This is a genomic window from Bacillus sp. REN16, assembly GCF_020731355.1.
GTDB lineage: Bacteria > Bacillota > Bacilli > Bacillales > Bacillaceae_L > Ferdinandcohnia.
In genome coordinates, this window is record NZ_JAJFZK010000007.1 from 129,132 (window position 1) to 151,655 (window position 22,524).

Genomic DNA, 22,524 nt, shown 5'->3' on the forward strand with positions numbered 1-22,524 from the left:
TCGTTTCTGATCAAGGCGCTTACGCATTTCGTCTTATTTTTTATGAATGGTTACTTGATCGATTTTATCAATTTCTTCTAGTTCCACCACTATTTGTTCAGAGTTAGCCGTTGGAATATTTTTCCCGACATAGTCAGCTCGAATCGGAAATTCACGATGTCCTCTGTCAATTAAAACGGCTAATTGGATCTGTGCGGGTCGTCCGATATCAATGAGAGCATCTAACGCAGCTCGGACTGTTCTTCCTGTGTATAGTACATCATCAACTAAGATGACTTTTTTATTTGTGATATCAACTGGAATATCAGACCCTTTAACAATTGGTTCACGATCTTCTGTTTTTGTTGTTAAATCATCACGGTATAAAGTGATATCCAGTTCACCGATGGCAATCTTTTTGCCTTCTATTTGTTCGATTCGATTTGCGATACGATTGGCCAAGTAGATCCCTCTTGTTTTAATCCCTACAATCACACATTCCTCGACACCTTTATTTTTTTCGATGATTTCATGAGCTACTCTTGTTAACGCTCTTCTAATTGCCTGATTGTCTAGTACCACAGCTTTCTCGGATTCAGCCATTAATGTTCACCTCACCTGCTCGGATAACTCCCTTAATAACGAAAAAGGTCCTCTCACCGTAAGCGAGAGGACCTAGAAATCTTCACATAGAGATAGAATTATCCCAATGTAACTTCCGTTTCCTTCTCAGCCTCACGGGACTGATTTTAAAGGGGCTCATTTAATTAAGTTTATTGTACGGTCCATATCGAATTTTGTCAATCCTTTTATCTGACAAAATTCTAATGACGCAGTTTTTCTAGAAGTTCCTCAAAATATGCTGGAAGTGGTGCTTCAAATTCAAGATACTCATTCGTTCTGGGGTGATCGAACCCTAACAGTCCAGCATGTAATGCTTGTCCGCCAAGATCTAAGGTTTTCTTAGGACCGTATTTAGGATCCCCAGCTAGCGGATATCCAATATATTTCATATGAACACGAATTTGATGTGTCCTGCCTGTTTCAAGCTGACATTCAATAAAGGTAAAATCCTTAAATCGCTCTATTACATTAAAATGAGTGACTGCTCCTTTACTGTTCTCATCTGTAACTGTCATGCTTTGACGGTCTTTTTTATCTCTTCCGATTGGTGCATCAATTGTACCTTGGTCATGAGGTATGACACCATGAACAATTGCTTTATATTTACGAGTTACCGTCTTATCGACCAATTGATTAACCAAAGATTCATGCGCAACATCATTTTTTGCGACCATTAATAGACCAGAAGTATCTTTATCAATTCGATGGACAATCCCTGGGCGAAGAATTCCATTAATTCCTGATAAATCCTTGCAATGGGCCATAAGACCATTTACAAGGGTCCCACTGACATGGCCTGGCGCAGGATGCACAACCATTCCCTTCGGTTTATTAACAACTAAAACGTCAGCATCTTCATAATAAATATCTAAATTCATTTCCTCAGGAACTGCATCAAGCGGTTCCGGCTCTGGGATGTCTATTCGAATGTTGTCTCCCAGATTTACTTTATAATTGGGTTTAGTTTTATTTCCATTAACCGTGATGTTTCCATCCTTAATCCAAGATTGAACCTGAGTTCTGGACCATTCTGAATTAAAGGCGGAAACAACTTTATCAATTCGGTCATTTTGTTGATCTTCTTCAGGTTTTAATTCGAATTGATTCATTTGCTTTCTCCTTTTTCCAATTTCCCTTCAAAAAGCGTTAAGATCAAGATTAAACCTACGCCAATAACTAGGGCAGAATCGGCAATATTAAAAATTGGGAAATTATATGTGAAAATGTATGTATCTATAAAGTCGACAACTTCCTTACGAATGATACGGTCGATAAAATTACCAATTGCACCTCCAAGCATTAATGAAAGCGCAATGCCAAAGAAGCGTTGATTTGGTTTAAGACGTCGAATATACAGAACTAGCATAACAACCACAATTATGGTGATAATATAGAAAAACCACATTTGCCCCTGTAAAATCCCCCATGCTGCACCACGATTACGATGCGAGGTTATGTACAAAAAGTTAGGAATGATTTCAAATGAATCGCCAAGCTCCATATAACGGACAATAATCCATTTTGTCACTTGGTCTAATAAAACCACAAACAAAGCTATTAAATAATAATACACGTAAACGCCCCCATATTAACTAACTTTACCTTTCTGCATTTTAGCATATGTTTGGACGGGTGTACAATGTATTTAAGGGATGAAGATGAAGCAAGCAGAAGTAAAAGCGGACCTTTACTTCTGCTCAACTAAATACAGATGGTTTTCACGTTTAGGGGAAAGACAATTGCCTCTGTCATATAGATCAGTGAAGGAAAATTCAAAAATTGTTCGAGCTGTTGGAAGGATCCTTAATTTCTCAATAGGAATTTCGGCACCTGTTTCTTCACATATACCAAACATTCCGGAATTCATTTTATTTAATGCTCTTTCAACATCATTTAAGTCTTCCTTAATATGATTGATAACAATTTTTTCTTTTTCGGATTGCTGATTTTGAAAAAGGAATTCTTGACTTACCTCATATTGTGTTGACTGCATTAACCTTGAGAATAGTTCCTTCCTTGTTAATTCTAACTCCGCTTTAATCTCTGCATACTGATCGTTCATCAGAACGCCTCCTTATCATGCTTTTGATTAAATGCATAAGAACATTTTGAATGGTGAGTAAGAATAGTGTTGCCTAGAAAGGTTTGTGTTAAAGCCAACAACTTTTTCCTGTCGGATGTTTCTAATTACATAATACGTATTTCTCACGAAAAATTGACGGTTGGCAAGCTAAGTTGTTCGTTTACAGTTATATTAATGTAATATTTCAAAACATCATTCAGTTGCAAAAAAATGCCATGAACCTTAAGATTCATGGCATTTTTCCTAGTTTAGTTTTCGTAATTTTCCTTTACTACTGATGCACAACGTGTGCAAAGTGTAGGGTGATCCTTGTCTTCCCCAACAGTTGGTGTAACAACCCAACAGCGATCACAGGTTTCACCTTCTGCAACACCGACAACGATTTTAACTTGATCAAAAGCCTGTGCATTCTCAGGTGCATCCTCATATTGGCCACCAATTGCAAAGCCTGATACAATGAACAATTGCTTCAAGTTTTCTTCAACAGAATCTAAAAGGGCTTTTGTTTCATTGTTTGGATACAATGTAATGCTGGCAGCTAACGATTTTCCAATAACTTTCTCATTTCTTGCTGTTTCCAGCGCTTTAAGAACATCGTCGCGCAGCTCCATGAATGCATCCCATTTTGCTTCTAATTGATCCGCATTTGGAATTTCTACTGAATTAGGCATATCAACCAATTGAACACTTTCTTCTTTAACAGAATCGATATGAGACCATACTTCGTCTGCTGTATGTGGAAGAATTGGTGTTACCAGCTTAGTTAAACTTAATAATGCCTCATATAAAACAGTTTGAATTGAACGTCGATCATGCTGATTAGCTGGCTCGATATATAAGATATCCTTAGCAAAGTCAAGATAGAATGAGCTTAACTCAATTGTACAGAAATTATGAACAGAGTGATAAACACCTGCAAATTCATAATTTTCATAGGATGTTTTAACCTTATCAATTAGTTTATTTAATTTAACAAGGATATAACGGTCCACTTCACGCAATTCATTTACTGGAAGTGCATCTGTTTCCGGATTGAAATCACTTAAGTTACCAAGTAAGAATCGGAACGTATTTCTGATTTTACGATAAACCTCAGCAACTTGTTTTAAAATAGCGTCAGATACACGAACATCTGATTGATAATCGACTGAAGCTACCCAAAGACGTAAGATGTCTGCTCCTAGTTGTTTCATTACCTTCTCAGGAACAACGACATTTCCAAGTGATTTACTCATTTTACGACCTTCACCATCCAGGGCAAAACCGTGGCTTAATACACCTTTATATGGTGCTTTTCCTGTTACCGCCACTGCAGTAGATAATGATGAATTAAACCAGCCTCGATATTGGTCTGAACCTTCCAAATAAAGATCTGCTGGACGTTGTAACTCATCTCTTTCTAAAAGAACCGCTTGATGGGATGATCCAGAATCAAACCATACATCCATAATATCTGTTTCTTTTGTGAAACTGCCATTTGGACTTGATTCATGTGTGAATCTATCTGGTAATAAATCTTTTGCTTCACGTTCAAACCAAACATTTGAACCAAATTCTCTAAACAATTCTGATACATGGTTAATTGTTTCGTCCGTGATTATTGGTTCACCGTTTTCACCATAAAACACTGGGATTGGAACACCCCACGCACGTTGACGAGAAATACACCAATCTCCTCTGTCACGAACCATATTAAATAGTCGTGTTTCTCCCCATGCAGGAACCCATTTTGTTTCTTTAACAGCTTCCATTAGCTCATTTCTAAAATCCTTGATTGACGCAAACCATTGAGCTGTTGCTCTAAAGATGGTTGGTTTCTTTGTACGCCAGTCATGTGGATAGGAGTGAGTGATAAAGGAAAGCTTTAATAATGCCCCAACTTCATTTAACTTTTCAGTAATTGGCTTATTAGCCTCATCATAGAATAAACCTTCAAAGCCTTCTGCTTCAGAAGTCATATATCCTTTTTCATCAACAGGACAAAGAACACCGATTCCGTATTTTTGACCCACGATAAAGTCGTCTTCCCCATGTCCTGGTGCAGTATGAACGCAACCAGTACCTGCATCTGTTGTAACATGCTCGCCAAGCATTACGAGAGAGTCACGTCCATAGATTGGGTGTGCTGCAACGACATTTTCTAATTCACGGCCTTTAAATGTTTTCACTACTGTAACATCTTCCCAGCCAATTTCTTTTGTTACTGCCTCCAGTAATGCTGAAGCAACAACATATTTCTGATTGTTAACACTCACCACACTGTATTCTAAGTCTGGGTGTACACTAATACCAAGGTTAGCAGGAATTGTCCATGGAGTTGTTGTCCAAATGATGATTTTTTCGTCACCCTCCAACACATCTTTACCATCCTTGACAGGGAATGCTACATAGATAGACGGCGAACGCTTATCTTGATATTCAATTTCAGCCTCGGCAAGAGCAGACTCACTTGACGGAGACCAATAAACAGGTTTCAGCCCTTTGTAGATATAGCCTTTTTTAGCCATCTCTCCAAATACTTTGATTTGCTGTGCCTCATATTCAGGTTTTAATGTAATATATGGATTCTCCCAGTCTCCACGAACACCAAGTCGTTTAAACTGTTCTCTTTGATTATTAATTTGCTCATATGCGTATTCTTCACATAGCTTACGGAATTCTGCAACACTCATTGCCTTACGATTGACCTTCTTATTTTTTGTAAGAGCTGTTTCGATTGGCAATCCGTGTGTATCCCATCCTGGCACATATGGTGCACAATAGCCGTTCATTGATTTAAATCGAACGATCATGTCCTTGATGATTTTATTTAAAGCATGCCCCATATGAATATCACCATTTGCATATGGAGGTCCATCATGCAGAACAAATAATGGACGCCCTTTTGTACGGTCTTGAACCTTTTGATAAATGTTCATATTTTCCCATTGCTCTTGCATTTGTGGTTCACGATTCGGAAGATTTCCTCTCATTGGAAATTCCGTTTTTGGCATTAATAACGTGTCTTTGTATTCCATTACCATTTCCTCCTAAAATTATAAAGCGCAAGCGCCTTGATCAGCCACGACAAGCATAAGAAAATCTGGCTAGAAGGATGTATTTTATCCTTCTTGACGGATTGGCTTATGACCTCGAGGGGCTAGGCGCTGGAGCTAGATTTGAATTCACTCATTTAAAATATTTGCAGCTTGTTACAGTATGGTAATTTTCGGATACCTTTAATCAAAATAAAAAGAGACCTTCTCATCCCAAAAAGGGACGAGAAGGCCTCTCGCGGTACCACCCTTATAGACGAAGAATCATCATTCGTCCACTCGACATTCGTAACGTGAATGATTCGCGAAATGCTTACTTAAAATGATCAAAAGAAGCATCATAGACCATTTTTATGTGTTCAGCATCGAACTCCGGGGTGATTTTCATTCTTAATACTTATATCAGGCTTTCACCATCCCTGACTCGCTTTCAAACATAGATAAGTCTATAAGAACTACTGTCCCCTTCACAGCTGGTTGTTTATTTAAGTTTAATTAGTTGTTTTAAAATTATATGCGTATTATACAAAAGAGTCAAGTATAGAAATTAGTTATCTTCTGATTCAGCAAAAACTGGCTCAACATTGTATTCCATGAGATGATCCCAATCATCATTATTAAGCATGTCTAGCTGTGCTTCAATCAACATTTTAAATCTATTTCTAAATACTTTAGATTGTTTCTTCAATTCTTCAATTTCTATAGATATCTTTCTAGATTTCGCTAATGACTCATTTATAATACGATCTGCATTTTTCTCCGCCTCTTTGACGATCAGCTTTGCTTCTTTTGAAGCGTTGCGTTTCACATCTTCGGCTGTTTCCTGGGCGATTAATATTGATTTATTTAATGTTTCTTCAATATTTGTAAAATGTCCTAATTTTTCATTTAGCTCTGTAAGCTTTGATTCAAGTTCTTTTTTCTCACGAATAACCATTTCATAATCTTTAATGACTTGATCAAGAAATTCATTTACTTCATCCTCATCATAGCCGCGAAACCCTTTATTAAATTCCTTATTATGAATATCTAATGGCGTTAAAGGCACGTATGCCACCTCCAAAAATTAATAAAAATAAAATTCAAATAATACCTGTATGATACTTTACAATTCGACAAAAAAGAAGAAATTCCTGCATTCTTTTCAATTATTTTTGTCTTCCTACAATAACTCTCCATTTTTCCTTTTTCGTTTTTCCTTCAATCGAATGAAGCTTACTTCTTCCGTACCCACGAACAGAAAGGACATCGGTTTCCTTACACTCAAACGAAGTTTGCTCGATTTTTTTCCAATTCACTTTTACTAGCCCATTCTCAATTAACACTTGGACTTTTTGTCTGGATACATTCAAAATCGATGACAGTACCACATCTAATCTTAATGAAGAGACAGTGACTGTTTGCTCTGTCCATTCTTCATTTACCTCAAGTAAATCCGAAGTGGTAATTTCCGACAATGAAATACTTGCTCTTCCAACAGAAGTCAGATTCATACGGACGTAATCTGCAATCTCTTTTGCAACCACGATTTGAATCCTCTCATCAATAGTTAAAATGTCGCCAAATTTAGAACGTTTTAGACCAAGTGACATTAATGAACCAAGTACTTTGCGATGGTCAACCGTAACAAACTTAACTGGGTATTTCAATTCAAAAAATGATAGTTCATAGTCAGCTTCATTTGATTCAAAATAGGTAGGATAAAGTAATGCACGCTTACGTTCAAGCCCTTCTTTCCCACCAAAAAAGGAAACAAGGATTTCTCCATTTGCGCCAATTACTTGTTTTACTATCTCTTGTTCACGCGGATCAAGAAAATCGGTTAGCTTTGGACTATACTGGTTTTCTACAGTCTGCTTCCATTCCAAAACTTGATCAATAAACGCATGTTCTTCTTTTCGAAAATGTTGATATAAATTCATATGTATATTACCTCAGGTTGAAATAAAGAAAGGGACCTATTATGGAAGGTCCTTTTCTTAAAACATTGATTGCAATGCATGAATTCCTCTGCTAGCAAAATTTAGTACCAGGATTGCGACAATTGGAGAAATATCAATCATCCCTAGTGGCGGAATAAACCTGCGGAAAGGCTCTAGATATGGTTCACAGATTCTTGCTAAAAATTGACCAATTCCTGATTCACGCGCATTTGGAAACCATGACATTAATATATAGATGATGAGTGCATACGAATAAAGCACGATCAATTGACTTAAAATCCCAAAAATAATACCCATACTGGACTACCACCCCTTTTCTGCGTATTCTTCGTTGGAAACAATCTCAGAGATATTTCCTGAAACATCAATATTGTCCGGAGTACATAAGAATATATTTGAGCCAATACGTTGGATATCTCCACCGATTGCATATACAGTTCCACTTAAAAAGTCAACAATTCGCTTAGCTTGATCATGTTGAACTCTTTGCAGATTGACAACAACTGCTCGTCTATTTTTTAAATGATCTGCAATCTCCTGAGCCTCTGCATACACACGTGGTTCGAATAAAATAACTTTTGATGATTTTTGAACACTTTGCAAGCTTACCACATTTTGCTTTGGAGCAGTTCTTGTAGGCTTTGTAGGCTCTAACTCCTCTTCAAAATATTCTTCCTCATCATAATCATATTCATCTTCTAGTGCAAAAAAACTTTTAAATTTTGACTTTATGCTCATGGTTTTCACCCCTTTAAAATTCCTTACCAACTAATGCAGTACCTATTCGAATGAAGGTAGCTCCTTCTTCTATTGCGATTTCGTAATCATTGGACATGCCCATAGACAGCTCTGTACAAGGTGCATATGGGAGACCAAATGCTTGTACATCATCTCTTAGTCTTCGAAGTCTTTGGAAGCATTCACGAATGATGATTTTATCATCAGTTAATGGAGCCATAGTCATTAATCCGACAACCTCTATATTAGGGAGTTTTTCCAATTCTATTATGAAAGGCTCAAGATGTTCGGGTGTCATGCCATGTTTGGACTCTTCTCCAGATACATTAACTTGTATAAAACATTTTATTTTTCCGTTTGCACGGCTTTGTATTTCCTCCGCTAACGAAATGCGATCAAGTGAATGAATATAATCCACTTTATCAACAATGTTTTTTACCTTTCTTGTTTGAAGCGATCCGATAAAATGCCAATTCGGAGCGTCCCCGATTTCCTCTTGTTTCTTTAACAAACCAGCGTCACGATTTTCCCCAATATGGTGGATCCCTGCTTCAATCGCTTCTTTAGCAGTTTCAACACTAACATATTTCGTAACCGCAATAATTGAGACATCATCAGCAGAACGATTGGATCGCTTACATGCCTGTTCAATGTTTTCTTGTATGTTTAAAAGATTTTCTTGAATACCCATTTGAAAATTAATCCTCCTTAAAACCAATAAAACTCATCATTCTTCCTGTTTTCCCGGCATCCCTTCGATGTGAAAAGAAAAGCTGATTCTCACAAGATGTACAATATGAGGAAACTTGAATATTTTCAGGAGGAATTCCCGCTCTTACCATAAGTTGATAGTTCAGTTGTTTTAATTCCAATCGATACTTGTTATCGGCCATTTTTTCGTATGAGGCGGAATTAATATTGTCCAAACCTTTCACGTAATTGATAACATAATCATCAACGATGTAGCAGCATTGACCAATTGATGGTCCGATGATAGCCTGAATTTCATCTGGTTTAACATCTTCAGTTCCCCAAGCACGAACCATTTCACCTGCAATATCTTGGACAGTTCCCTTCCAGCCCGCATGTGCAATTCCAATGATTTGTTTCGAAGGTGTAAAGAAATATAGTGGAACACAGTCAGCAAAACAAAGGGTTAACAGAATATTTTTCTCATTCGTAAATAATCCATCCGTATCCTTTATGCCCTCTTCGTATGTAAAAACCCCTGCGCCAAGATCATTTTTTGAAACCTTGGCAATTTTATTTTTATGTGTTTGTTCAGAGCATACCCAGTTTTCTGGCGGAAAATCAAGTATATCTGCAAGTTGTTTACGATTGGAACGAACTAATGTATCCTGATCATAAAGATGCAAACCCAGATTAAGGGATTCAAATTCCCCTTTGCTTTCTCCCCCATTTTTAGTCGTGAATCCAACTACAAGCTTATCAGAAAACTTGCTCCAGCTCGTGACCTTTAAAACCTGCTCTGTATCTTGAATAAATGGTTCAAGCTTCATAACAACATCCTTATATTCACATAATCAACCTTTTAGATAGGTCGGCAATATTTTATTTTTTTCGAAAAATGAACCCTTCTTCTGCCTATTTTATCACATCTTAGCAAAAGAAAGGAGAATATGTTAGGAAAAATGTCTAATTTTAGCTAAGCTTATTCTATATTATTTTGCGTTCGAACTAAAATGACATCCTTGCCGACTTTTATAATATTTTTCCACGGAATCACGATCTCCTCATCGCGACCAAATAAACCTAATACTTTTCCATAACCGCCAATGACGATCGATTCGATTTTTCCGGTTGTTAAGTTAATATCGATATCCCCAATATTGCCAAGTCTTTTCCCGTCTATTACACTTACAACATCCTTTGCCTGAAAATCAGAAATCTTCACCATATCCCCCGCCCCCCTTATCTTAACTATATGACGATCTCACCGCTTTTTATGAGACAAAAATAGACAGTTAGGAAGACTAGTTCATTTTTAACATTAAAAAAGACATTCGAATCATCCGAATGTCTAATTACTTTCCGTTATTCATGCTATAACATGTCCACAAAATGGGCTGGTTCCATTATTAATTTTGGATATTCTTATTCATTTGTTTAATTGCTGCTTTTTCAAGACGTGAGACTTGGGCTTGAGAGATTCCGATTTCTTCAGCAACCTCCATTTGTGTTTTTCCTTGAAAAAATCGCTTGCGAAGGATTAGTTTCTCACGATCATTTAATCGTCTCATCCCTTCTTTTAAGGCAATTTCTTCAATCCAATTAGAATCGCGATTTCGCTCGTCACTCAATTGGTCTACTACAAAAATAGGGTCTCCTCCATCATTATATATCGGCTCAAATAATGATACAGGGTCTTGAATTGCATCAAGTGCAAAAACAATTTCCTCGTGTGGTACTTCAAGTACCTTGGCGATCTCTTCAGCCGTTGGTTCCCTCGATGTTTCACTCATCAAACGCTCTCTTACTTGCAATGCCTTATAGGCAATGTCCCGCAGTGAGCGCGACACCCTGATAGGATTGTTGTCTCGTAAATAGCGTCGTATTTCACCGATAATCATCGGTACTGCATAGGTGGAGAATTTTACGTTTTGACCGAGGTCAAAATTATCGATTGATTTCATAAGGCCGATACATCCGACCTGAAATAAATCATCCACAAATTCTCCTCTGTTGTTGAAACGTTGAATAACACTGAGCACAAGTCGTAAATTTCCATTTACGAGTTTATCGCGGGCTGACAAATCTTCACCACTTTGCATTTGTCTAAATAAATGCCGCATCTCTTCATTTTTTAATACTGGAAGCTTCGAAGTATCAACACCACAAATTTCTACTTTATTTCGAGTCAATTCTTTCCCTCCTAACAGGAGTTGCTGTACAAAGTTAAGTATCTCCGTTAGAGGGAAAAATATGCATTTTTAATTCACAACTATTTCCAAAACTGTTATAAAAAAACGTATAAACCAACAACTATCAGCTTTTTTTGATTACACCATTTTATTAAATTCTTTACGAAGGCGTTTGATGATTCGTTTTTCCAATCTTGAAATATATGACTGTGAAATTCCGAGCATGTCTGCCACATCTTTTTGTGTTTTTTCCTCACCGCCAATTAATCCGAAACGCAACTCCATAATTTGTTTTTCACGGTCATTAAGCTGATGGAGAGCTTTTACTAATAGCTTGCGGTCGACATTTGCTTCTAAATCCTTTGTGATGATGTCTTCCTCGGTTCCAAGTACATCAGATAATAATAATTCGTTGCCATCCCAATCGATATTCAATGGCTCATCAAAGGACACCTCAGACCTAATTTTATTATTACGGCGTAAATACATCAAAATTTCATTTTCAATACATCTTGATGCATAGGTTGCTAGTTTAATTTTCTTTTCTGGATTAAATGTATTAACCGCTTTAATTAAACCGATTGTTCCAATACTGATTAAATCCTCAATATTAATTCCCGTGTTTTCAAATTTCCGTGCGATATACACCACAAGTCTTAAGTTTCTTTCAATTAAGATTGACCTTGCAGCCTTATCTCCGCTAGGAAGCTTGTTTAAAAGGACCTCTTCCTCATCCTTTGACAAGGGTGGCGGTAATGCCTCACTCCCACCAATATAATAAATCTCATCTGTTTTTAAGCCTAATTTTATTAAAAGCTTATACCACCAATATGTAAGTTTTAATTTTAATTTTGTCACAGGAAAGTTCTCCCTTCTAATTTGTAAAAACTGTGAGTATGATATTTATAGGAATCAATTCGTTCATTTTACCTATTAAGAAGCTGTCTTAATGGAGGATGAAATTAGCATTTTAGGATGAACAATACAATCATAATCCCCATCTGTCGACAATGTTGTATGGTTAAAGGCAACAAGTCCCTTTTTCACAATGTTTTCTTCATTTTCCTGGTAGATCGTAATTTGATCTGGTTTAACGGCTAGTAAAAATTGATGCTCTTGTCCAACCCCCCGATACGGAATAAGTCTTACACGACTTTCCCATTTATGTGATTCTGTTGATGAATCATTTGTTAATAACTCGATATTTTTAGACTGGTCGATTAATGGTTTAGGAAACAACTCCTCATATTTCGTCATGTCTAAAATCATAACTGGGCTTTTTGTAATCGGATCGAATAATTGATTTCCGCTGTCAACTAAACCCTTTAAATGTAAAATAACATCATCTATTTCAAGCTTTACATCAACAATCTGATCATAAAAAACTTGTTTCGTTTCGATGTCATCTATTCTATTTTTGGAAAAATACCAGAGGAGTGGAAAACCGATTAGTACAAATCCCCAACTAATTGGATTCCCATAACCAGTAGATTGCGTAAGGATTGTGCCATCAAATACTCGGACATCAAATTCCAAGAAATAATGGACCCCTATCATTCCACCCCCAATCATGAAAGTAGTAAAATAAAAGGTTAAGAGCCCCTGTATAAAATACCGAAAACGTTTATAACCAAAAGCGACTCCTACAATCAAGATGGAAAAGAGTAGTTTTGTAAGAGGATGTGACCCAAATGCCGCAAAAGGAGAAACCACAATCAAGACTACTAAGGATCCAATTAAAGCAGCCACAAGGATTCGCCATTTAACTATTTCACGCTTTAGTATCATCGCAGTTAAAAGTAATAATAGGGCGTCAAAGAAAAAGTTCAGTAACCAAATGACATCTAAATAAATGGACAATCTATTTCTCCTTTCACCTATAATTACAGCTCTTTTCCGAACGCAATTGACGTAAAACTAGTTAGCATAAAAATAGTATATAGTACATCTTATATGGAAGTCTGTCACTTCATGCCGATAACAAAAGAGAAATTTTGAAAGATAAGTTCTTATTTTGTCAGTTTACCTGTGAATGAAGTAAGAACAGAATTAAACGGGGGAAACACGAAAAAAGACATTCAACAATTCCTTGTCAAATGCCTTTTCCTATTTCTTGAGATATTTAATTATCCTCTTCTATTACGGTTACGTAAGAATGTTGGAACATCGATTTCATCTTCAATATGAACCGAACCACGTGTATTTACTTCTTGTACTGGCTCTTCACGCTTCACTTCTCTTCTTGGTGCAGCCTGTACTTGTGGTTGCGATTGTGGTTTAGTGCCAAAAGAAGGACGTGATGGACGTGCTGCTGGATCAATCACTGTCTCTTGAAAACCAGTAGCAATAACAGTTACCACAATTTCCTCTTTTAAGTTTTCATTGATAACAGATCCAAAAATCATGTTAACTTCTTGGTCTGAAGCTGATGCAACAATATCAGCAGCCTCTTGAACTTCATAAAGGCTTAGGTTTGTTCCACCAGTAATATTCATAAGGACACCCTGTGCACCATCAATGGATGTTTCAAGTAATGGACTTGAAATTGCCTTTTTAGCAGCTTCTGCAGCACGGTTTTCACCGGTTGCAACACCGATACCCATAAGTGCAGAACCCTTATTAGACATGATTGTTTTTACGTCAGCAAAGTCAAGGTTAATTAATCCAGGAACAGCAATTAGGTCAGAAATACCTTGTACACCTTGACGTAATACATTGTCGGCTTCACGGAATGCTTCAAGCATTGGTGTATTCTTATCTACAATTTCAAGAAGACGATCGTTTGGAATAACGATTAAAGTGTCTACTGATTCCTTCATTGCAGAGATACCTCCAGCAGCTTGCGTTTGACGCTTTCTGCCTTCGAAAGTGAATGGTCTTGTTACAACCCCTACTGTTAGAGCACCTAGATCCTTCGATATTTGTGCTATCACAGGCGCAGCTCCTGTTCCTGTTCCACCACCCATTCCAGCAGTTACGAATACCATATCTGCTCCTTTAAGTGCCTCTTCAATTTGTTCTCTGCTTTCTTCTGCAGCTTTTTTACCTACCTCTGGATTTGCCCCAGCTCCTAATCCACGGGTTAATTTCCCGCCAATTTGCATTTTTACCTCAGCTTTTGAAAGATTCAAAGCTTGGGCATCTGTATTAACAGCGATAAACTCAACACCTTGAACACCATGTTCAATCATTCGGTTAACCGCGTTATTTCCACCGCCACCTACACCTATTACTTTTATTGTAGCTAATTGATCAACATTTGTATCAAACTCTAACATTATAAGATCCTCCTAATTTGCAAATATACTTCTCTTGTAAACTGTTTATTCAAAGAAGAGACCAAAAAACCTCTTAACCTTTTTCCCAATGTTCTGTTCTTCTTTTGAGTTTTTAGGGTGACTTTTCGCCTGAGGCTGTCTAACTGGTCTTTTTTCAGGACTTTCCACCTGGACCGTGGTGCTAATTTTTCTTCCTTGAACTCTTGCTTGTTCATAAGCGAACTGCAATAAGCCTACACCTGTTGCATATTGAGGTTCTCTTACACCAATATAGTCAGGCTTTGCAATTCTAACATTACTTCGTAATACAAGTTGTGACAGCTCTAGTACTCCAGGCATATTTGCTACTCCACCTGTAAGAACAAAGCCACCTGGAAGATCTCCTACACCCATTTTCTTAATTTCCTTTTGAACTAACTGTAAAATTTCTTCTAGTCTTGCTTCGATGATTTCAGAAATTTGTAATTGGGTAAATTGTTCTTGTTGATCACTACCAATAATTGGAACGTTAAATACGTCTTCATCCGAAGCATCATCATAGAAGGCATGTCCATGTTTAATTTTAATCTTCTCTGCATCTTCAGTAGATGTTCTCAAACCAATTGCTAAATCTTTTGTAATATGGTCTCCACCAACCGGCAGGACGCTTGTTGCTTTTAAATACCCATGATTAAACAGAGCAACCGTAGTAGATCCTCCGCCAATATCAACGAGAGCAACTCCTAGGTTTTTCTCATCATCGGATAATGAGATTGAACCAGACGCAAGAGACTGTAAAGATATTGCTGCGATATCAAGTCCTGCTTTTTCAACACAACGAAGCAGATTATGTAGGATTGTACGTGAAGTTGTAATAATAGTACCTTCCACTTCAAGGCGAACACCTAACATACCACGCGGATCACTAATTTCGTCATATCCATCTACAATAAATTGCTTTGGAATCATATCGATAATTTCTCTCTCTGGTGGCAGAGAAATAAATTGTGCGGCGTCGATTACACGTAGGACATCTTCATTGCTAATTTCACGGTTTTGACGAGATTCAGTAGAAACTGCCACAACACCGTGGGCATCCTGTAACTGAACATTAATTGCTGGAACAGATACAACTACTTGATTAATAGAAATGCCTACCATTCTTTCTGCTTGCTCAACTGCCTTTTTAATAGAATGAACGGTTTCATCTATGTCTACAATTGAACCTTTTTTCAAACCTTCTGATTTAACATTACCCACACCTATTATGTTAAGAGAATCATCAACCATCTCACCAATGATTACCTTAACACTGGATGTACCGATGTCAAGACTAACACATATTTCATTGCTGTTCATTCTGTGGCACCTCCTTTTTTACATAACACATTTCAAATATTCATTGCGAACAACAACAGCCAATTTTTCATATGAATTTTCGTATATGAAAAATATTCAACAACCATAGGGGTTTTCCCTTTATAAAAAATCAATTTTTTTCTATTTTATCACGAGAAAGGCTCCATTTGGATAAAATTATTCGTCTGATAACCGCTATATTTTGGAAAAGCCTTACTCCGAATGCAAAAACGGCTACCAAATACAAGTCTACACCAAGATGTACACCTAGAAAAGCTAAACTTGCAGCCAATAAAATATTAAAAAAGAAACCAGAAACAAAGACGGACTGATCATAAATATTTTGCAGGTGTGCACGAATACCACCGAATAATGTATCAAGTGCTGCTAAAACCGCAATTGATAAGTAATTTGAATACTCTGCCGGAATTTTAAATTCCGATAACAGTCCGAGAATGATTCCGACTATTAAACCGAAGATTGGGAGCCACATGACTATGTTCCACCTTTATCACTTTTTATCTGGTTCCATATTAGGCTGCATTTCTGTAATCCTAATTGGGTCGTCATACGCTGGAATCGTTACGACTTTACTTGGCTTTGAGATTTTTAACCGCAAATTGTCAATGAAAAACTGCCGCTCTGCTTCCGATGCTTTTAGCTTATTGTAAATACGTTCTGCATCATCAGCAATCACTTTTATCTCAATTGGCAATGAACCTATGGAATACGAGTCGATTTTCGGTCTTCCTTGTATTTCACGGATAACCGTAGTTGTTATTACTCGATGACCATCAATAGAAATTGCCTTTGCTTGATAAGAATTTAATTCATTTACTAACCATCTTAACAAGCTAGGTGTTATCGTTGTCGCTTGCTTGCCTGCTTCATTGAACGATTGCTCAACTGTAATTGTGATTCCGGGACCTGAAACTTGTGTAAGCCCAGCTTCTCTCTTCAATTCATCTAGAGTATCCTTCAGAATCATTATTTTACTATCATCTCGTTCACCTTCATATTGCTCCAGCTTTGCTTCATATGTATAAATTCTTGTTAAAAGCTCTGTATATAATTCTTGGGATTGTTTTAGATCCTCCCGTAATTCCCATAAATCACGGGTATCACGTACTTCAGGTTCTTTAATGGTTTGAAATTGGACAGCAACCATAAACCCTATTATACAAGTAATAACCGTGAAGCTAATGCCCGTTTTTTTGTCCAACAAAACCACCTAGCCTTCTGTAGCAAAACATTAAATACGTATTATTTTTTTGCATTAATTAGTGGATCCATTTGAATTTGTGCCTTGTTTTCAATTTTCACTACAATATTATCCTGAATCAATTGGTCAGTGATTCCTCCGTTCATATTCAAAGCAGGTACCAGTACATTTGGATCACCGATTGCTGAAATCACAAATGGAGCTGGAAAAGGGTTACCGTCTACGACAACAACAGGACCATTGCAGTAAATATAAGAATTAGCATCAAGTCTTTTCCCATTAACAGAAACGGCTTGGGCACCTGATACATAAAGTTCGTTTATAACCTTGAATAAATGACTTTCATGCACTAAATAATTATTCACATCCTGCCCAGACGGCACGTAAGAAGAATCTTCAAGTGTAACGACAACTCCCGGACCCTTTACACCAATCTCCCCTACAACCATACGATACTTTTCTACTTCTTCGACAAGATTGAAATAAATTTGTTCCTGTTCTTCTTTTGCGAGCTCTTCTTCAATTGCTTGAATTTGATTTTGTTTTTCAATCAACTTTAGTTGCAGTTGATTATTTTTTTCGTTTTGATCATTCAATTCAGTTCTTATTTTAGATTCTTCGTTCCATTGTTGTTCAGTAACCTGATTTGATTCCAACTGTTCTTTTGTAAATTGGTACGAGAATGAAATCATAAAGCCCAGAACTAAGCAAACAAATGAGAGTATGACGTGCTTACCCTTCACCTTCACCTGTTACCATCTCCTCATCAATATCTTCGTTCTCGTATTCGTATGGAATGAATGTTGGTACAACATCTAGTTCAATGTATCCATTAAGGGCCGGATCCAATTCACTAATAATCGTCGGATAAGCGGTGATATTCTTCGCAAAATTTCTAACCGTGGCTTTTACCTCATACCCATCTGTCATAAACAAGGTCATCTGAAGAGGATCATACTCTGTGGGGGTATGATGAATTTCAGAAATAAGCTTGGAGATTGACGGTTGGACTTTTTTTAGTTCTTTTGCAAGCAATGTTAGGGCTTCATCTTCCCAGTCAACTAAAATAGGTGCATCAACGGGTATTGATTTTGAACCGAATTCTTGTGGCTTGTCAATAATTTTTCCATTTTCAAGGATTGGATAATAAGAATTTTGGCCACTTATATATCCTACCCTTATTAATTCACTAACATTTAGCTGAATATGATTGGGAAGTATTTTTTCAATTTTTACTTCCTTAATTTCTGGGTGTTTCTTAATGTTTTGCATAACAATATCTTTATCAACCTTCCAAAAGCTTGTCCCAACTTCTAATTTACTTAAGCTAATAATTTGTTCGGATGAGATATTTTGGTTGCCAGTAATGGTAATATCGCCAATTTTACTAAAAGGAGATTGGAAATAAAGAATTCCGGAAAGTAAAAAAAAGAAAAACGTGATATACATAATCAATCGTCGATTAGCCTTTTGCTTTCTCCGTTGCTTTAGCTTTGGAATTCGGTCTTCTATAGTAACAACCTTTTGCTTTGCCAATTACATTCACCCCGTTCTAGGCATCCCTAGAATTACAAAATTATTTATGATTTTTGGTATAAGAAAAATACCATTTATAAAAATGCTTTAAACGAAAGAATAAACGGCATGTATACATGCCGTTTATTAATAAATACAGTAACACATACATGTTATTGTATTATATCATATTTTCCTAAGAAATGGGTGTAGAAACTGACTACATTCGACCAATTATTTCAACTTCTGTTTCCATTCGCACACCATGTAAAGTATAAACTTTTTCCTTTACAAATTCTATTAGATCAAGTACATCCTGCGCTTTTGCGTTTCCTGCATTGACTATAAAATTACCGTGCATTTCAGAAACTTTTGCTCCTTCAATGGAGTAACCTTTTAAGCCTGATTTTTCAACTAATTGTCCCGCATAATTAGGAAGCGGATTACGGAAAATACTGCCGGCACAAGGTAGATCCCATGGCTGCGTTTCTCTTCTATATTCTTTATTTTTTTTCATTACTGCTGAGATATCTGCTTTATCCCCTTCTGTTAATTGAAATTCTGCTTCCACCACAATTCCCGGTCGCTTTTTTTGAAGGATTGAGGTACGGTAGGAATACTCCATTTCCTCGTTCGACAGCCATTCAAAGCTGCCGTCATCAAATAATATATGTGCTTTTGTCAGTACCTTCGATACATCAGATCCATGAGCTCCTGCATTCATATACACAGCACCACCAATGGAACCAGGTATCCCACTGGAAAATTCTAGTCCTGATAATCCTTTTCTTGCAATTTGAACAGCAAGGCTTACGATTGAATATCCAGCACCAACAGTAAGTGTAGTACCGTCGAGTTCCATATGGTTTAGGCCATTACCTAACTTGATGACTGCTCCTTCTATCCCCTTATCAGATACGAGAAGGTTGGAACCTCTTCCAATTGCTCGCCATTTGATGCCATGCTTTTTAATAATATCTAGTGTCTCTTTTAATGATTTAATACTATTTGGTTCGATGAATATATCAGCAGGACCACCAATTTTAATCGTTGTATGCTTTGATAAAGGCTCATTCACTAAAACCTTCCCAACATTTGCCTCTTGAAGTTCCTTTACTATATTGTCCATATTAACCTCCTTTATCAGCATTTTCACTTGGAACAAATATTACAAATAGTATATGCCCAATGTGTGCTTCATGGTACTTTTGCCTATAAGAAAAGCGCAAGGAGCCCGTCTATCGGCGACAAGCAGAAGACAGGCGCTGACAGAAGGCGCTTTTTGCCTTCCGAAGCGATTGACTTGTGACCTCGAGCCGATGGCTTCTTGAGCTAGACATTAGATTAGATTATGCATTACCTTGTATAGCCGTTTTGCGGCATCTGGTATACCTATTTGTGAGGATGCTTTTTTCATTTCCTCTTGCTTTATTGAGTTTAAAAGAATGGAGTCAATGTCCTTAATAAGCTGGGTACCTGTTAGATCCTTTTCAAGGCGTAAAATCGCAGCCCCTTTATCACTTAGGGACCTGGCATTTTTCTCTTGGTGATTATTTGTCACGTATGGACTTGGCACTAGGATACTTGGCAGTCCTAAAGCAGTTAGCTCAGCTAATGTTGTTGCACCTGCACGAGCAACAACAAGGTCTACGCCTGCTAGTACTTCTGGCATATTGTGAATAAATGGTTTGATAATGACATTTTCAGGATTTCCAACTGCCTTTACTTGTTTAAGTACATTTTCATAGTGAACCTCGCCTGTAACATATAGAAATTGATAATCCTTGTTTTTCACCTCAGCTAGGGCATTTAAAAAAGCATCATTTAATGGCTTCGCTCCCCTGCTTCCACCAACTAATAGAACAGATTTTTGAGAGCTATTAAGACCAACAGATTCTTTTCCCTTACTGCCGTCTTTTCCAATCACTTCAGAAGCGCGCGGATTTCCTGTCAGAATGACTTTTTCCTTGGGAAAGAATTCCGCGGCTTCTTCAAAACAAATTGCTACTTTATCGACATAACGGCTTAAAAATTTATTCGTGAGTCCTGGAATACTATTTTGTTCATGAATAATTGTTGGGATATGTAATTTAGATGCTGCATAGACGACAGGTCCACATACGTAACCGCCTGTACCAATTACCACATCTGGCTCGAATTCTTTTATCAATTTCTTGCTATCACTGACCCCTTTTATAAACCGCGTGATTGTTTTAATATTTTCAAAGGAAAGACTTCGCTTAAACCCTGTGATATGAATCGTTTTAAAAGAAATCCCTTCCCGCGTCACTATGCCACTTTCCAACCCTTTTTCAGTGCCAATATAGAGAAACTCAGCTGCTGGATTTAACTCTTTTATTTCTTTGATTAAGGCAAGTGCAGGATAAATATGTCCTCCTGTACCTCCTCCGCTAACAACTATTTTCAAGGAAACTCCTCCCGTTTGGAAGTTTAATTTAAGTCAAAAATGCCTCGGCATATTTGCGCCCAGATTTTTAGGCCCACAGGAAGTGGGTCATAAAGACGTTGCCACAGGATGTGGCGTTTTTAGTCTTTAATCATACTGCTCGAAAACTTCCTTTGAAAATCTGAGGCATCCGCCGGAGGCTTTAACTAAATTCAGTGGGGCTTGATCCCGACTGAATTTAGTTAAAAGTAGTTTAACCCTGTTCATGTAAACAGGGTTAAACCATCTTATAGTATAACATATATTCATGTGATTTGTGCTTAATACCTCGAATACCGACTAATATTTAAAAGGACTCCGACCGCCATGAGCATTAGGGTCAGGGAAGAACCGCCGTAACTTAAAAACGGCAAAGTAATACCCGTTACAGGCATAAGACCCGTCACCACTCCGATATTGATAATCACTTGAATCGCAATCATTCCAATAATCCCGATTCCAAGAAAACTTCCATATAAATCAGGTGCGCCTAATGCAATTCGTACGCCCCTCCATAGTAAAATACTAAATAAAATAATGACAAATGATCCGCCGATAAATCCTAATTCTTCAGCCAGGATTGCGAAGATAAAGTCGGTCTGCGGTTCTGGCAGATAGAAAAACTTTTGCCTGCTTTGACCTAAACCTAATCCAAATAAACCTCCCGGGCCAATTGCGTATAGAGATTGGATAATTTGAAACCCAGTTCCTAACGGATCCTCCCACGGATCTAAAAAGGAAGTAATTCGTTTAATTCGATATGGGGCTGATAAAATTAAGGCTACAAACCCAACCACACCGATTAAACCCAATCCGACAAAATGGGAGATTCTTGCTCCTGCAACATAAATCATCACTACACAAGTACCAACCATAACTGTTCCTGTCCCTAGATCCGGCTGTAACATAATCATTCCAAATGCTAGAAAAACAAGCGCTAAGGACGGCATTAACCCCTTTTTAAAGGAGGTAATTTTCTTCTGATTTTCTGATAGGTATTTAGCCAAAAACGCAATCATCGCTAATTTCATAAACTCTGAAGGTTGGATAGAAAACGCTCCAACTCCAATCCAGCTTTGCGAACCGTTACGTTCCATTCCAATTCCAGGAATTAATACTGCAACCAATAAAACAAAACAAATAATGATAAGGACCTTTGCCCAAGTCCTCCATGTCCAATAGTCGACATTCATGATAAAAAACATGGCAATGACTCCAACACTTGCAAACAGAAGCTGTCTTTTAGCAAAGAAAAATGAATCATCAAATTTATATGTAGCCCATATCGCACTGGCACTATATACCATAATCAATCCAACTGCTAATAGTGTAAGTGTTGTAATAATTAATATAATATCCGGAGTCGTTTTTTGGGTCACAATCAAAACACCTCTACATTCTAGATTCAGAGCTTATGGTGACAATCTGTAAGTGGATGTAA

At 37.3% G+C, this 22,524-nt stretch carries 24 protein-coding genes and 1 other annotated feature; all 24 genes read right to left on the reverse strand.

Features of this window, described 5'->3' with window-relative positions; all coding sequences use genetic code 11:
* Window positions 1-33: 33 nt before the first annotated feature.
* Window positions 34-582, reverse strand: a complete 549-nt coding sequence (pyrR, locus tag LKW28_RS11355; protein ID WP_229140480.1) for a bifunctional pyr operon transcriptional regulator/uracil phosphoribosyltransferase PyrR — start codon at window positions 580-582, stop codon at window positions 34-36.
* Between the two features lie 221 nt (window positions 583-803).
* Window positions 804-1,712: an RluA family pseudouridine synthase gene (locus tag LKW28_RS11360; protein WP_229140481.1), complete on the reverse strand. Its 909-nt coding sequence runs from the start codon at window positions 1,710-1,712 to the stop codon at window positions 804-806.
* Window positions 1,709-2,176 (reverse strand): signal peptidase II, encoded by a 468-nt coding sequence (gene lspA, locus LKW28_RS11365; protein WP_229140482.1) that lies wholly within the window; start codon window positions 2,174-2,176, stop codon window positions 1,709-1,711. The genes LKW28_RS11360 and lspA overlap by 4 nt, the downstream gene beginning before the upstream one ends.
* A gap of 114 nt (window positions 2,177-2,290) precedes the next feature.
* Complete coding sequence (locus LKW28_RS11370; protein ID WP_229140483.1) at window positions 2,291-2,665, reverse strand: TraR/DksA family transcriptional regulator; 375 nt, start codon at window positions 2,663-2,665, stop codon at window positions 2,291-2,293.
* Window positions 2,666-2,934: 269 nt separating this feature from the next.
* Entirely contained in the window at window positions 2,935-5,703 is a 2,769-nt protein-coding gene (gene ileS, locus LKW28_RS11375) for an isoleucine--tRNA ligase (RefSeq protein ID WP_229140484.1), read from the reverse strand.
* A 234-nt stretch (window positions 5,704-5,937) separates the two neighbouring features.
* Window positions 5,938-6,201 (reverse strand) — a binding site (T-box leader).
* A gap of 67 nt (window positions 6,202-6,268) precedes the next feature.
* Window positions 6,269-6,769 (reverse strand): DivIVA domain-containing protein, encoded by a 501-nt coding sequence (locus tag LKW28_RS11380; protein ID WP_229140485.1) that lies wholly within the window; start codon window positions 6,767-6,769, stop codon window positions 6,269-6,271.
* Window positions 6,770-6,869: 100 nt separating this feature from the next.
* Window positions 6,870-7,643, reverse strand: a complete 774-nt coding sequence (locus LKW28_RS11385) for an RNA-binding protein (protein WP_229140486.1) — start codon at window positions 7,641-7,643, stop codon at window positions 6,870-6,872.
* A gap of 57 nt (window positions 7,644-7,700) precedes the next feature.
* The gene (locus LKW28_RS11390) at window positions 7,701-7,961 is read right to left on the reverse strand and encodes a YggT family protein (protein ID WP_229140487.1); all 261 of its coding nucleotides are present in this window, start codon (window positions 7,959-7,961) and stop codon (window positions 7,701-7,703) included.
* 6 nt (window positions 7,962-7,967) lie between these two features.
* Window positions 7,968-8,402, reverse strand: coding sequence for a cell division protein SepF (locus LKW28_RS11395; RefSeq protein ID WP_229140488.1), 435 nt, complete (start codon window positions 8,400-8,402; stop codon window positions 7,968-7,970).
* Between the two features lie 13 nt (window positions 8,403-8,415).
* Window positions 8,416-9,093, reverse strand: coding sequence for a YggS family pyridoxal phosphate-dependent enzyme (locus LKW28_RS11400; RefSeq protein ID WP_229140489.1), 678 nt, complete (start codon window positions 9,091-9,093; stop codon window positions 8,416-8,418).
* Window positions 9,094-9,100: 7 nt separating this feature from the next.
* Window positions 9,101-9,922: a peptidoglycan editing factor PgeF gene (gene pgeF / locus LKW28_RS11405; RefSeq protein ID WP_229140490.1), complete on the reverse strand. Its 822-nt coding sequence runs from the start codon at window positions 9,920-9,922 to the stop codon at window positions 9,101-9,103.
* Window positions 9,923-10,074: 152 nt separating this feature from the next.
* Window positions 10,075-10,320 carry a YlmC/YmxH family sporulation protein gene (locus tag LKW28_RS11410; RefSeq protein ID WP_229140491.1) on the reverse strand — a complete coding sequence of 82 codons (246 nt, stop codon included), beginning with the start codon at window positions 10,318-10,320 and terminating at the stop codon, window positions 10,075-10,077.
* Window positions 10,321-10,501: 181 nt separating this feature from the next.
* Entirely contained in the window at window positions 10,502-11,284 is a 783-nt protein-coding gene (gene sigG, locus LKW28_RS11415) for an RNA polymerase sporulation sigma factor SigG (protein WP_229140492.1), read from the reverse strand.
* Window positions 11,285-11,422: 138 nt separating this feature from the next.
* Window positions 11,423-12,142 (reverse strand): RNA polymerase sporulation sigma factor SigE, encoded by a 720-nt coding sequence (sigE, locus tag LKW28_RS11420; RefSeq protein ID WP_229140493.1) that lies wholly within the window; start codon window positions 12,140-12,142, stop codon window positions 11,423-11,425.
* Between the two features lie 75 nt (window positions 12,143-12,217).
* The gene (spoIIGA, locus tag LKW28_RS11425; protein ID WP_229140494.1) at window positions 12,218-13,144 is read right to left on the reverse strand and encodes a sigma-E processing peptidase SpoIIGA; all 927 of its coding nucleotides are present in this window, start codon (window positions 13,142-13,144) and stop codon (window positions 12,218-12,220) included.
* Window positions 13,145-13,410: 266 nt separating this feature from the next.
* Complete coding sequence (gene ftsZ, locus LKW28_RS11430) at window positions 13,411-14,562, reverse strand: cell division protein FtsZ (RefSeq protein ID WP_229140495.1); 1,152 nt, start codon at window positions 14,560-14,562, stop codon at window positions 13,411-13,413.
* A 45-nt stretch (window positions 14,563-14,607) separates the two neighbouring features.
* Window positions 14,608-15,900, reverse strand: a complete 1,293-nt coding sequence (gene ftsA / locus LKW28_RS11435; RefSeq protein WP_229140496.1) for a cell division protein FtsA — start codon at window positions 15,898-15,900, stop codon at window positions 14,608-14,610.
* 130 nt (window positions 15,901-16,030) lie between these two features.
* Window positions 16,031-16,393 (reverse strand): small basic family protein, encoded by a 363-nt coding sequence (locus LKW28_RS11440; protein ID WP_010282644.1) that lies wholly within the window; start codon window positions 16,391-16,393, stop codon window positions 16,031-16,033.
* Between the two features lie 18 nt (window positions 16,394-16,411).
* The gene (locus LKW28_RS11445) at window positions 16,412-17,122 is read right to left on the reverse strand and encodes a DUF881 domain-containing protein (RefSeq protein ID WP_229140497.1); all 711 of its coding nucleotides are present in this window, start codon (window positions 17,120-17,122) and stop codon (window positions 16,412-16,414) included.
* A gap of 41 nt (window positions 17,123-17,163) precedes the next feature.
* Window positions 17,164-17,871 carry a DUF881 domain-containing protein gene (locus LKW28_RS11450; protein ID WP_229140498.1) on the reverse strand — a complete coding sequence of 236 codons (708 nt, stop codon included), beginning with the start codon at window positions 17,869-17,871 and terminating at the stop codon, window positions 17,164-17,166.
* Entirely contained in the window at window positions 17,855-18,658 is an 804-nt protein-coding gene (locus LKW28_RS11455; RefSeq protein ID WP_229140499.1) for a cell division protein FtsQ/DivIB, read from the reverse strand. The genes LKW28_RS11450 and LKW28_RS11455 overlap by 17 nt, the downstream gene beginning before the upstream one ends.
* A 199-nt stretch (window positions 18,659-18,857) precedes the next feature.
* On the reverse strand, window positions 18,858-19,766 hold the full coding sequence (gene murB, locus LKW28_RS11460) for a UDP-N-acetylmuramate dehydrogenase (RefSeq protein WP_229140500.1): 909 nt from the start codon (window positions 19,764-19,766) through the stop codon (window positions 18,858-18,860).
* A 210-nt stretch (window positions 19,767-19,976) separates the two neighbouring features.
* Window positions 19,977-21,065 carry an undecaprenyldiphospho-muramoylpentapeptide beta-N-acetylglucosaminyltransferase gene (murG, locus tag LKW28_RS11465; RefSeq protein ID WP_229140501.1) on the reverse strand — a complete coding sequence of 363 codons (1,089 nt, stop codon included), beginning with the start codon at window positions 21,063-21,065 and terminating at the stop codon, window positions 19,977-19,979.
* A 299-nt stretch (window positions 21,066-21,364) separates the two neighbouring features.
* Window positions 21,365-22,465 (reverse strand): stage V sporulation protein E, encoded by a 1,101-nt coding sequence (gene spoVE / locus LKW28_RS11470; protein ID WP_229140675.1) that lies wholly within the window; start codon window positions 22,463-22,465, stop codon window positions 21,365-21,367.
* Window positions 22,466-22,524 lie beyond the last annotated feature (59 nt).